The sequence below is a fragment of the Bacteroides sp. Phil13 genome, assembly GCF_001940965.1.
In the GTDB taxonomy this organism is placed as follows: Bacteria; Bacteroidota; Bacteroidia; order Bacteroidales; family Bacteroidaceae; genus Bacteroides; species Bacteroides intestinalis.
In genome coordinates this window covers 42,214-55,346 of record NZ_MSHA01000062.1, presented here as the reverse complement: position 1 = coordinate 55,346, position 13,133 = coordinate 42,214, and the positions used below count along the sequence as shown (strand labels likewise).

Below are 13,133 nucleotides of genomic sequence, written 5' to 3'. Positions count from 1 at the left end.
CCTCCGCAATCTGTTTTTATTTGAATGTTTTTCGTTTTTTAATTATTGATTAGCCACCAGTCTATCATCTTTCGTGCTATGCTCAATTTCCGTGGAATTTCCGGCATATTTTCTTTCGAATAGAATGCTCCGGCACTGAGTTCGTCTTTTTGTAACTTGATTTCTCCGCTTTCATAATCGGCAATAAAACCTACCATTAGCCCGCTGGGATAGGGCCAGGGCTGGTTGCCGAAATAAGTGATATTCTTCACTCGCAATCCGGTTTCTTCCATTACTTCACGTTGTACACATTGTTCCAGAGTTTCCCCTACCTCAAGAAAACCGGCTACCAAGCCATAGAATGTTCCGCGGAAGTTATGGGCATGTACCAGTAAGATTTCTTCTCCGCGACGTATCAATACGATGATAGCTGTAGAAATAGGCGGATATATTTCATAGGCACACGAAGGGCACTTCTTCATGATAGGTGTCTTGTGTTCCGTAGGCATACCACATGCAGGACAAAAACGGCTGTGTTGGTCCCAATACAATATCTGATATGCTTTTCCGGCAGCTTTATATTCATCCAAGGTGATATATTCATAGGAACCCCGGAGATTGACCATAACCCATTCTTCCGTTTCCACAACGAGTTGTTCGATGGCGAATGTACGTACCATTTCATCCGTAGGTAGAAATACTTCGTGAATCGTACTACCTGTACCGGGATTCAACGGTAGTTCTGTACCGTAAGGTACTCTGTATTTTATTTCTCCTTTTTCTGTTTTTTCCTTTTTCAGCAGCAGTTGGTCTTTAAAAAAGACGAACCACTGCGTAGGTTCTTGTTTCTCCGTATCTTCCATTATTCTATGATTTTTCTGTTTTTTGATTATTTATTCTGTGTATAACAGATTTATGTGAAAGCAATTATTGTTCAGACTATCTTTTGATATGCGATTCTTGCTGTACCATTAGATACATACACGATTCCACAGCGGATAAAGCCATTTCTTGTGAGCAGATTTTGCATGATAATATTGTCTTTATGTGTGTCCGCACGTAAATTAGGATGTTGCTTGGCGCACCAATCCAGACAGATATCGCCGATGCCTTTGTAACTTCCGTCGGAGGCGATGCGGTGAATCACATAATAAGGATCATCATTTAACCAGGCTCCATCTTCGATGATGGCATAAAAGGGGTCGGGATTCGGAACAAAACAGAATGTTCCGACGATTTTTCCGTGCTTATCTTCACATGCATAGCAATGTCCGTCGGTGATTTCTTTGGCAATCAGCTCACGTTGTGGGTAGCCATTGATCCACTGATTTCCATTTCCTACAGATGCCATAAATTTGCGGGCATGATCGAATATCTCCATCAGGCGGTCTAAATCTGAAAGCTGGCTGGGGCGAATTTGTATCATATCTGTAAACCTGTTAAGTTGCTTATTCCGGAATACAAAAGTACGTGATTATTTTGAAAAATGATAATTTACACTTTATCACCTCACCACTTTATCACTCTTTTCTTTTTCCTTTCATTAGAAATTCTTCAAAGAATGTATCGCGGTAGCTGTTACCTATGGCAATCTCATAATTACCTATGTAAATGTCATTGTTATCAAATGAATCGATGTGACGGGTATTGACGATATAGGACTTGTTTACCCGTAGGAACAGATCCTGGGGCAGGAGCTCGGAGATGCCTTTCATATTCATGCGGGTAATGATGTGCTGCTCCGGGAGTTGAAGAATTACATAGTCTTTCAATCCTTCGATGAAGAGAATATCAGTGTAGTTTACTTTGAAGTATTTCCGTTCGGATTTCACGAAGAAATACTCGGAAGAAACATTGGTTTCAATGGCCTCTTTCTCCTCTTTCATCAATAATGAATGATAGGAGAGGGCTTTCTGTACTGCCTTTTGGAAGCGTTCCGGTTCTATAGGCTTCACCAGATAATCGATAGCATCGACTTCATAGCTGTCCAATGCATATTCCGTATAGGCGGTCGTAAAGATGATGAGGGTTCGTTTGGAGACGGTATGTGCGAACTCTATACCGGTGATACCCGGCATCTGAATATCCAGAAAGATAAGGTCGACAGAATGTTCTTCCATAAACTGTGTGGCGGATACGGCATTATTGAACATGCCCAGTAAACAAAGCTCTTTATTTTCTTGCACCAGCATTTCCATGGCTTCGCGTGCTAGTGGTTCATCATCTATTATAATACAATTCATAAATCCAGTTTTAAAATTACTACATACTTATTTTCTGTCTCGGCTACTTCCAGTAAATAGCGACCGAGGTATAGGAGCTCAAGCCGGCGTCGGATATTAGTTAGTCCGATTCCCCCCACATGGCTTTTGCCTGTTGCTACGGCAGGCTTGGAGTTCTCACACTGGAATTCCAATTGATTATCCTCGACCTTAAAGAAAAGGTGAACGTATGACGGATGTTCGCTGTCGAAATTATGTTTCACCGCATTCTCTACAAAGGGAATGAATAGCAAAGCCGGTAATTGTATGGCATCGATATTACCTTCCTCTGTGATATTGTAATCAAAGTGATCGCGCCGTACCTTTTCCAGATTCAGATAGTCGTTCAGGAAATGGATATCGGAGCGGAGAGGTACATGTTCGCGGAAGTTATCATTCATCTGGTAACGCAATAAATCTTCCAGTTTGAATAAGACTTTGGATGCCTCTGTGGGATTTTTCCGAATGAGTACATTGGCATTATTCAGCATATTGAACAGAAAGTGCGGATTTATCTGATTTTTGAGAAATCTCAACTCAGAATGCAAGGTAGCAGATTGAATTTCATCTACCCGCTGATTATAGAGCATCCAGTGACGAAGCAGGAGTATGGCGGACATCCCGGCTACGGTAAATCCCATGGCCAATACTCCCGATATGGCATTTACCACGATAGGCAACAGATTGTTATCGGATGCGGGCACTGAAATGTCGATGGTGAAAATTTGGAATATAGCTACAGCTATAATGACTATCAGACTTACTCCGGACACACCGAGCGCATATATCAACAGGCGGTTTTTCAGCAGGAAGCGAGGGAATAGCCAGTAAAGATTGATATAGAAAACTGCATCAATGGAAATGAAATAGATGGCCCATCCCAATAACCTTTGAGGGAAACTGAGGGGACGCATGGGGACATTCCAGAGTATGTTCACTGTAATCATAAACACTACGAATTGCAGAAACAAATGTCTTGCCGTACGGTAACGTGGAGCAAGCAGGAAACTGGTAAAACGGTTATTAATCATTTTCCACCTCCTTTCAATTCAAGCTGGATGTTCTGGCCGGTTAATTCCAACCGGTAATTCTCACCGTATTGCAAATCGAGGCGTTGTCGGATTTTATTCAATTCCTGCTCCGGTTCCAGGCAAGGCATGGATACCTGACAGTTGAACAGAATGGTCTCATCTTCCGCTTGCAAATGAATTTCAATGGATGCGGATTGTTCTTCCTGAATTTCTATTTGCTTTACTGTGTACTGGATAAAAGGTATAAAGAGCAATGGGAATACAAATGTACGCCCTGTCTCTCCCGAGGCACTCATGTGGAAATCAAATTTATTCGAAACAAGTTGTTCCAGTTCCAGATAATTGGAAAGGAATTTGATTTCCGTATTTAGCAGCACTTTCTCCCGGTTACAGTCATACAACTGATAACGGAGTATCTGGCTCAGTTTCATTAACATTTCCGACGCTTTTCCCGGATTTACCAGTGCCTGTTCTCCTGAATAGTGGAGTACCCGGAATAACATGGAGGGGCTAATTTGTTCTTTCAGATGTTCTATTTCGGACTGTAACCTGATTTTTTCTAGTTGCATCACCCGTTGGTTTTCCAGTATCCAGAGCCGCAACAAGACAGTCATACCGCCGCCCATGATGCTGAGAAGGGTTAATGGGAAAGAGGAAAGATAATCCATAACAAATGCCACCTTAGAATATCCCACGTAAATATTAGGTACAGAGAAGATATCGGATACAATATACTCCTGTGTAGCTTGAAAAATAAAAACTATGATTAAAGCACCTGATAGGGAAAGAATATACGTCAGATATCTTTGTTTGAGCAAGTAACGGGGCACCAGATAGAGCAAATTGAAATAAAAAATGCCACCGTAGAGCAGAAACATGTTGAAGATGAGAAGATAGATCCACTTTCCCAACATCTCTATATAACCCTGACAGCTGAATAATACCAGATTACAGGCTATGACAAACAGTGCCACGACGACAGTGGTATGTCTGGCTACCCGGAAGCGTGAGCTGACGAGGAAGCGGTATAGAAAAGAATCATCATTGCCTATAATTGGTATTACTTTCATGGGAGTATCTCTCATTTGAGGTGACGAAGATAGAATAAATTCATATAAAACACTGGATTATCCTGAATTAAAACTCTATTTTGTAGCTGATATTGGTCAGACCGGTTTTCTGTTCACTTGCCTCTATCTTTCCTGTTTTTATGTTATAGAGGTGCTGAATGAACTCTTTGCTGCCTGTAAAGTTGAGGCCTTTCACGGAGAATTCATGAGATACACGGCGTTTATTGATGCGGTAGCTTACCGTATAATTGCCAATCAGCATCGGAGAGCGTTGAATGGAATATGCCCGCGTTTCATCATACTGCACTTCTTTGTCGGGGTGGGCTATCGTTGCTTCCACATCTATCGGAGCATAGCGTTCTCCACCTTGCAGGGTAAGCTTCAGGTTGACACTGAGAATGTTTTGTTTGTTGCGTCCCAGCATCCACTCTTTACCGATCAGTCCGTTCAATACATATTTCCGGTTGAAGCGTGTGTTGTGCCAGATACCATCGCCACCGCAATAACGGGAATCGAACAGGGAAGCGGTTATCATATAATAGAGTCCTTTGTTCAGTGCCCGTTCCCAAGTGAAGTCTACACCGAAGTTGCGTCCTCGGCCTTTGTTCACTAAAGCGTTTTCCACGAAGAATTCATCTCGGTTAAGTACCGAAAAGGAGCTGTCGCGCATGACGGGTACATCGTATAGAAACTGAATGTAAGGTTCCACTTTCAAGCTTATATTTTCTGAAACCTTATAGGCGAATGAAAGCATCAGATGGTGTGCTTTGGTAAAATCGAGGTTTTTGTTTACTGACCGGTCACCGGTGCTTTGCGTCTTTACGAAGTAAACGTCCATCTTTTCCATACGGCTGTACATACCGTAAGCCAAAGCAAAGGAAGTTCGGGCATTGGTTTGCCATTTCAGGCTGGTGCGGGGTTCAAGGGTCCAGCGGTTATTTAGCGTGAGCAGTTGGCCGTGCAATCCGAAGTTCAGGCTTATTTTGTCGTTTATTCCCCATGCAGAGCTGTTGTAGGCTGAAATCAGGCTGGTGTTTCCATCTCCTTTTGAGATTGTTTCCAACGGTTGATCGATGAATGGAGCAAGCTCGAAATTCATATTGTAGAACATTTGTGTAAAGGTGAATCCGGTTTTGTTGGTAAAACGGTTGCTTACTTTCCGGTTCAGTGACGAAGTCAGTATCAGGTTCGTGTTACTGCTGTTCTGTTCGATGTAAGGTGAAGAATTAAATTCTCTGTCGTAAGTGGTTTGAATGGCCTCTTGGTCGGAATAAGTTCCGGCAAGTGTGGTTTTCAGTAAGGTGTTCTCATTAAAGAAGTAGCGATGGGTAACACCTCCGGCTGCCATGTACTGGGTGGAACGCCCCTGTCCGGCATCTTCCAGGTAATCCCATTTATCCGGATTCTCTTCGAGTGAACTTTTGTATTTGTCAAGCAATGCAGTACCCCATACGGCAAAGGTACCTGCATGGCGGGTGGGGAAGTTTAGTTTGAAGTTCAGGTCCTGATAGTCCATCTTTCCACCTAAGTCAACGTTCAGTAGTCCCGTAGTGGAGTAGCGGTAATTGAAGATATATGAGGCTTTATGTTTCTTGCTTAACGGACCTTCGGAAGCGAAATCTATTCCCATGATGCCTACCTGGAATGTATTTTCATTTCGTTGGTTGTTCCCGTTGCGTAGCTTCATGTCGAAGACACCGGAAACGGCATTGCCGTATTCTGCCGGAAAAGCACCCGTGAAGAAGTCGGAGTTTCCTAAAACCTGTGCACTGAGTGAGGACAGAATTCCACCTCCCAAAGTGGCGATATCTGCAAAATGGTTTGGGTTTGGAATTTCCACATCTTCCAGTCGCCACTGCAATAAATGCGGTGCATTGCCGTGGATGGATATACCATTATTGGAAACGCTTGGCGTTACTCCGGCAAATGAGGCAACCAGTCGGGCCGGATCATCAAATCCGCCTGCATAGCGGCTTGCTTCCTCTACGCTGAGCATACGTGCTCCTGCGACAGCCATTTTATTCATTGCTTCGTTCCGGTTGTGTGCATGCACCACTACTTCGCTCAGTTCGTTTACGCTTTCCTGCAAAGCTATTTCCAGATAAACTTCTTTAGCGGAAGTCACCAGAATCTCCCGTACGGTTGCCGGCTCGTATCCCATAAACGAAGCTTGCACGGAATGGCGGCCTACCGGAACTTTGGGAAGTGCGAAACGTCCGAGACTATCGCACATCATCCCTAAACCCGGAATGTCCGTCAACTGTATCGTTGCATAAGGGATAGGATGCCCCGACGCCCGGTCATTAACCACTCCTCGTAGTGTTTGTACAGGGCGCCCACTACTTTGTGGGATATTCTCATCATCGACTGATGCTTGTCCGGGGATATTAGATACTTCCTTTCCGAAAGAGCAAATTGAAATTAGTAATGCGGCTATTACTAATACTTTAGTTTTATCCATCTTTATCGTTTTTTGTTTAATGCGACAAAGATAGGTCTCTGCTATGCGTTACTTTTTTATTTGAGACGAACCGGATGGGTTTGTAGACGAAACTCGGAAATAGCAGCTAAAGCTTGCTCTGCTTTTTCTATACTTACTATCTTTCTAACTTAACCCATGATTTACAGTTTATTTCTTTCAGGAATTCCTTATCATGTGATATGGCAATCACCGTTCCTGTATAGTCCCGGATGGTTGCCGTAATAATCTCGATGCTTTCAATATCCAGATTATTGGTCGGTTCGTCCAGTATGAAAACATCGGGGGTATTATCTGCAATCATCAGACAACAAAAGGAGAGACGCATCTTTTCTCCACCACTAAGCAATTTGCAAGGCTTGTTCCATGTAGCTACTGGAAAAAGGTAACGGTTCAATATCGTTTTCAGTTCATGCTCCGGTAGATGACGACGGTTGAAATGGTCCGCCTGTTCCAGAATGCTATATTCATTATGGATAAGAGAGTATTCCTGATCCAGATAAACAGTGCTGAAATCAATGCGGTCGAGTGTTCCGTTGACGGCAGCGAGTTCGCCGCAAATCAGCTTTAGCAATGTAGTTTTACCACTGCCGTTATTGCCTTCAATATAGAAGCGGTCGCCACTCCGTAACTGAAAGCTTAACGGTGTTGTCCACATGGGGTGGGGAACATCCGGATATTGAAAGTTCATTTCTTTTGCAGTAGCCAATATCTTACCTTCGTGCAGAGTGGAGGCATTGAAGTTTGTTTTTAGTTTCTCTGCAAGGGGAAGAGTACTTTTTATGTTTTGCATATCCTGCTGTAGCTTTTCTGTTTTCTCGGTATGTACACTTTTTAGTTTATTGGTACTTACTTCTGCTCTGTTTTTCATGGCACCCATCATAATGCGGGGAATGCCTTTCTTGATGGCGGCCTTTTCGCCCCGTACATTCTGTTTTGCCTTTTGTTCCGCCAATTCACGGGCAGTTTTCCGGGCAAGCCGCAGGGCTTTTTGTTTTTCTTCCAGTTGCTCTTGCAGGGTATTCAGTTGGATTCCCTTTTGCTCCTTATAGAAATCGTAATTGCCGCCATAGAAAGTTAGTCCGTTAGAGGATAATTCACAAATGGCAGGTAACCGGTTTAGTAAGGCGCGGTCATGGCTGATGACGAGTACAATGGCCGGAGTGCGCCGTACAAAGTCATATAACCGTTGTCGCCCCATTGCGTCCAGATGGTTTGTTGGCTCATCCAGCAGAATAGCGACAGGTGAATGTAATTCCATGCCGGCGAGGAAGATACGCGTTTTTTCTCCCCCGCTTAATCCGTCCATCAGACGGGAGAGGGGAATGTCATCCATTCCCCAGGCCGACAGGGCAGCTTGGGCACGTTCTTCAATATTCCAGTCATCATTCAGTGTGGCAAAATGCTTTTCGGATACATCTCCGTTCAGGATGGCATGCAAGGCTTCCAGTTTGCCATCTATTCTTAAAGCCTGTGCAATGGTTCGGTCATCATATTGCCCGAAATGTTGAGGCACATAATAGAGATGTTCCGGGTGGCTGACCGTTCCGGTTGTAGCAGATAAATCACCTGCAATAATCCGCATTAAAGTGGATTTTCCGCAACCGTTGTTTCCGGTTAGCGCCATTTTATCTCCCGGGTTGATAACAAGGTTCAAATGTTGGAATAAGACTTCTTTGTCGGAATGGACATAACTAAGATCTCTGATAATAATACTCATGGTAAATACTGTGTTTAAAGAGGTGAATACACTGTACCAAAAAGTGCTTTGGATACAATAAAATCTCGATTGTGGAGGGGAAAGACAAACACAGTATTGGCTAAACATTCACGTTTGTGATGCTCAGCGTTCTGAATTATAAAGCATGTAAAAAGTGATGTTTACCGAAATGTTTGTCTTTACTTGGAAATTCTCATCGTAGTAATTTTTAGTTAGTGGGTGCAAAGATAGGTATTTCTTTTGGATATTGCAATATTACTATCAAAAGGGGGATATTCTGAGTGTTTCGATAAGCCTTCGATTATTAGCCTTTTAAGTAAAATACCGTTTTTAAGAAGATTTTCTTAAATTGTAGAATAAAACCATATATTTGCCAAATAAAACTATATATTTGCAAAATATAAGGTGTATCTCGGCAGAGAACAATTAATCATTATATTTAATTATCTCAATAAATCTCGTATGAAATCTACTGATTCCGAACAAGAAGGAGTCGGCATGGAACTGGAACAGTACCGTAACCGGCTCGAACAAATGGTCGAAGAAAAATCTAAGGACCTGATTGCCATTCAAGAGAATCTGGAAGCAACCAACCGGCGGCAGGCATTATTCATAAAAGTGTTGCAAATATTACAACTGGAACCGGACATACCTACAGCCATGAATATGGCACTTGCTGAAATAGGCCGTTATACCGGTGTTGACCGATTGGCAACATGGGAAAACCATCTTGACGGGGTCACATACGGATGCACCAACGAATGGTGCAACGATGGTATTGAGCCGGCCATAGATTACCTGCGGAGTATGACCATTGAAGCGGGAAAGCCGTGGTTTGATATGCTCGAAAAGAATCATATCATCTGTACGTCCGATATCTATTCGCTCGACCCCTTTATTACCCAGATGCTCGAGGTACAAGGCGTAAAAGCTATAGCCGTTTTTCCTCTGTCGCAGTTAGGGGTGCATTTCGGTTTCCTGTCATTTAACTTCTGCTGGAATAAGCAGTGGGATGAAAAGGACGTGGAGTTAATGAGTCAAATATCGCAAATTGTATCCACTGCTACAAAACGCTGGCAGGTAGAAACGTCTCTGCAATTGTCTCAACGAACTATGCAAAAAGTATTGGATAACATCAATGCCAATATTTTTGTTTGCGATTATGATACACAGAAGGTACTCTTTGCAAACAAACCTTTCCGCGAAGAAGCCGGACAGGTTTCGGAAAATGCTGAATGCTGGAAAATGCTGAATGCAGGATTGAACGGTTTGTGTGCGCATTGCCCGAAACCACAGTTGCTTGATGCCAACCGTAAGTTCACAGGTGTTCATTTCTGGGAAGACTACAATCCCGTTACCGAACGCTGGTATACCATTCAGAGTATGGCGATTAAGTGGCTCGACGGACGATGGGCAATCATGGAATTGGCTACTGATATCACCACCCGTAAGCAGGTAGAATTGGAGTTGATTCAGGCTAAGGAAAAAGCAGAAGAATCAGATAGGCTAAAATCGGCATTCCTTGCTAATATGAGCCACGAAATACGTACTCCTCTGAATGCTATTGTGGGCTTCTCAAGCTTGCTTGCCGAAGCCGATGATGATGAGCGTGAATCGTATATGTCTTTAGTAGAGGAGAACAACGAGCTGTTGCTCAACCTTATTTCTGACATATTGGATATTTCTAAAATAGAGGCCGGTACGGTGGAACTCATTATAACAAGGGTGGATTTGCCCCGACTTTGTCGTGAAGTAATTTCTACTTGTTCACACAAAAAACATGAGGAAGCGGTTGTACTGCGTTTTGACGAAAGCTCGCCACAGATAATGATTGATGCCGACAAGAACCGAATCATGCAAGTACTCTCTAATTTCGTAACGAATGCCTTGAAATTTACGATCAAGGGATCGGTTACTCTTTCCTATAGATTGGAAAATGACACTCAGGTGCGTTTCTGTGTGACGGATACCGGTAAGGGTATTCCTGCTGAACAGCAGCATGAGATTTTCAATCGTTTTGTAAAACTCGACTCATTTTCGCAAGGTGCTGGTCTTGGATTGTCTATATGCCAGAGTTTGGTAGAGCGAATGGGAGGTGAGATTGGAGTAGACTCCCGTGTGGGAGAAGGTTCGTGTTTCTGGTTCACACATCCATATATGCTTGATGCCTCATCGGATTCGGAGGTTGTAACAAAGGATGGTGACCAGGTTATAAAGATCATTTCAAGAAATTATAAACCTCTGATTCTGGTGGCCGAGGACGTAGACAGCAACTATTTACTGATTGAGGCACTTCTTAGGAAGGATTATCGTCTGCTGAGAGCACATGATGGTAATGAGGCTGTAGAACTTTTCAATACTCAATCTCCTGATCTTATATTTATGGATATGAAGATGCCGGGTATGAATGGAATAGATGCGGTGGTTATGTTAAGGGAAGGCGGTGCCCGGGTGCCCATCATTGCCCTTACGGCATTTGCTTACGACGATGATAGGGCATTGGCACTCAATGTGGGTTGCAATGACTTTTTGACCAAACCTGTTTCGCCACTCGAGTTACGCAGGATGGTCAGTAAATGGATAGGGAAATAAACCCCAAAAATCAAAAGGATTACTCCATGGAAGATGCATCGAATGACAGAGGTAGCAAAGCACCTACATTCTTCATCTCATAGATACCCTTTTTCCCGAAAAGTAAAATGCGCATGGGGTGCTTGAAGCGTTTTTCCGTTTCAAGCATTACCTGGCGGCATGCACCACAAGGGGGAATCGGAGCATCCAGGAAATCCCGTTCATTGCGTGCGGCAATGGCAAGAGTTTCTACTGCCTGATCGGGATATTGGGAGTTTGCATAAAATAAAGTGGTACGTTCGGCACAAAGCCCCGACGGGTAAGCGGCATTCTCCTGATTGGTACCTGTGACAACCGTACCGTCTGCCAATCGGGCAGCGGCGCCTACTGAAAAGTGTGAATAAGGGGCATAGCTACGTTGGGTAGCCTCACGCGCTGAATCTATGAGTTGGCGGTCGGCATCACTTAATTCACTATAATCGTATATTTTAATGTCAATTTGTAAGGTCAAATCTTTCATAAGGCAGTGATGTATATTGTAATTAATGTTACAAAGTTAGAAAAGAGATTGGTAATTCCAATTCTTTTTAAGATTTTTGTACCTCAACTTATATTGCTATGAATAGAATGAACGCTATCAGACTCACTGCAATCCTGGCACTTCTGGTTTGTACCGTTGCCGCTCAGGCGCAGCGCAAGAATGCCCGTTACGTGGAATATATAGAGAAGTATGCTCCGCTTGCCGTACAACAAATGAAGGAACACAAGATACCTGCCAGTATTACTCTGGCTCAGGGACTTCTTGAAAGTGGTGCCGGACAAAGTGCATTGGCACGCAAAAGTAATAACCATTTCGGTATTAAGTGCGGTAGTAACTGGCGTGGACGCACAGTGCGTCATGATGACGATGCCCGCAATGAATGTTTTCGGGCTTACAGTAATCCCAGAGATTCTTATGAAGATCATTCTGCTTTTCTGAAGCGGGGTGCACGTTATGCATTCCTGTTCGATTTGAAGGTTACGGACTATAAAGGTTGGGCACGTGGTTTGAAGAAAGCCGGATATGCTACTGATCCCTCTTATGCGAACCGTCTGATAACGATTATAGAGGATTATGAACTTTATAAGTATGACAGTCGCGGTATGAGTAATCGTGAAAACCGTAATTGGGAGAAAGAACTGAAGAAGAAACCCTGGCTGGCTAATCCGCATCAGGTATATATAGCTAATGATATAGCCTATGTCGTAGCTCGTGACGGCGATACTTTCCGCTTATTGGGCAAGGAGTTCGATATCAGTTGGAAGAAGCTTGTGAAGTACAATGACCTGCATAAGGATTATACGTTGGAGGCGGGTGATATCATTTATCTGAAAGGCAAGAAAAAGAAAGCCTCTAAGCGGTATACGGTTTACATCGTGAAAGATGGCGACTCCATGCATACCATTTCGCAAAAGTACGGTATACGGTTGAAGAACCTGTATAAGATGAACCGGAAAGATGATGAATATATTCCTGAAGTGGGAGATAGGTTGAGGCTGAGATAACAGGCATTTCTGATTGGCATAAAAGTGGAATAGAATCTACTTGCTACGGATTAGATTCTATTCCACTAATTATTAATCTCCGCACCGCATTTAACTAATCTCCGTACCGCATCCAACTAATAATTAATTTCCTAATTATTATTCTTACAATATCTGTTGTAAGAAACTTATATAATTATTGTATGATACTTTTATATATGTTGTAAGAAAGAAAAATATTTGTGGTAAGAATAGTTTTTAGTATCCGTGATATTAGTTTGTAGGCACTCCGATATTAGTTTCTAGTATCTTCGAAATTAGCTTTTAGTATCTTTGAAATTAGCTTGCTTCGTTGCCATTCAAAGGCTTATTGATTTATCCGAAAATGTACAGGGTGTTCGATATCGGACACCCTTCTTTTTTCTCTATCTTCTTGTTTTCAGCTATTTACGTTTTTGGCACGCATTTAGTATATATAAATAATGTGAATAATATGCC

10 protein-coding genes are annotated in these 13,133 nt (G+C 42.8%); 2 read left to right on the top strand and 8 right to left on the bottom strand.

Going from position 1 to position 13,133, the window contains the following annotated elements:
• Positions 1-38: 38 nt before the first annotated feature.
• The 7 genes from nudC to BWI44_RS11785 all read right to left on the bottom strand — a co-directional run bounded on the left by nudC (position 39) and on the right by BWI44_RS11785 (position 8,540).
• A complete protein-coding gene (gene nudC, locus BWI44_RS11815) occupies positions 39-842 on the bottom strand; it encodes an NAD(+) diphosphatase (RefSeq protein WP_195209667.1) in 804 nt (267 codons plus the stop codon).
• 71 nt (positions 843-913) lie between these two features.
• Positions 914-1,405 (bottom strand): GNAT family N-acetyltransferase, encoded by a 492-nt coding sequence (locus tag BWI44_RS11810; RefSeq protein ID WP_138292474.1) that lies wholly within the window; start codon positions 1,403-1,405, stop codon positions 914-916.
• A 94-nt stretch (positions 1,406-1,499) separates the two neighbouring features.
• A complete protein-coding gene (locus tag BWI44_RS11805) occupies positions 1,500-2,222 on the bottom strand; it encodes a LytR/AlgR family response regulator transcription factor (protein WP_195209666.1) in 723 nt (240 codons plus the stop codon).
• Entirely contained in the window at positions 2,219-3,271 is a 1,053-nt protein-coding gene (locus tag BWI44_RS11800) for a sensor histidine kinase (RefSeq protein WP_195209665.1), read from the bottom strand. The genes BWI44_RS11805 and BWI44_RS11800 overlap by 4 nt, the downstream gene beginning before the upstream one ends.
• Complete coding sequence (locus BWI44_RS11795) at positions 3,268-4,341, bottom strand: sensor histidine kinase (RefSeq protein ID WP_044155076.1); 1,074 nt, start codon at positions 4,339-4,341, stop codon at positions 3,268-3,270. Before BWI44_RS11795 ends, BWI44_RS11800 begins: the two co-directional genes overlap by 4 nt.
• A 67-nt stretch (positions 4,342-4,408) precedes the next feature.
• Positions 4,409-6,802, bottom strand: a complete 2,394-nt coding sequence (locus BWI44_RS11790) for a TonB-dependent receptor (RefSeq protein WP_195209664.1) — start codon at positions 6,800-6,802, stop codon at positions 4,409-4,411.
• Positions 6,803-6,938: 136 nt separating this feature from the next.
• Positions 6,939-8,540, bottom strand: a complete 1,602-nt coding sequence (locus BWI44_RS11785) for an ABC-F family ATP-binding cassette domain-containing protein (protein WP_195209663.1) — start codon at positions 8,538-8,540, stop codon at positions 6,939-6,941.
• A gap of 462 nt (positions 8,541-9,002) precedes the next feature.
• Here BWI44_RS11785 and BWI44_RS11780 point away from each other — a divergent pair, with 462 nt between their 5' ends.
• Positions 9,003-11,132 (top strand): GAF domain-containing hybrid sensor histidine kinase/response regulator, encoded by a 2,130-nt coding sequence (locus tag BWI44_RS11780; protein WP_286813858.1) that lies wholly within the window; start codon positions 9,003-9,005, stop codon positions 11,130-11,132.
• Between the two features lie 19 nt (positions 11,133-11,151).
• Here the strand turns inward: BWI44_RS11780 and cdd are convergent, their stop codons facing one another.
• Positions 11,152-11,631 carry a cytidine deaminase gene (gene cdd, locus BWI44_RS11775; RefSeq protein WP_286813856.1) on the bottom strand — a complete coding sequence of 160 codons (480 nt, stop codon included), beginning with the start codon at positions 11,629-11,631 and terminating at the stop codon, positions 11,152-11,154.
• Between the two features lie 98 nt (positions 11,632-11,729).
• On the opposite strand from cdd, the gene BWI44_RS11770 reads away from it, so the two are divergent.
• Positions 11,730-12,656 carry a glucosaminidase domain-containing protein gene (locus BWI44_RS11770; protein WP_044533163.1) on the top strand — a complete coding sequence of 309 codons (927 nt, stop codon included), beginning with the start codon at positions 11,730-11,732 and terminating at the stop codon, positions 12,654-12,656.
• The last annotated feature ends 477 nt before the right edge of the window (positions 12,657-13,133 follow it).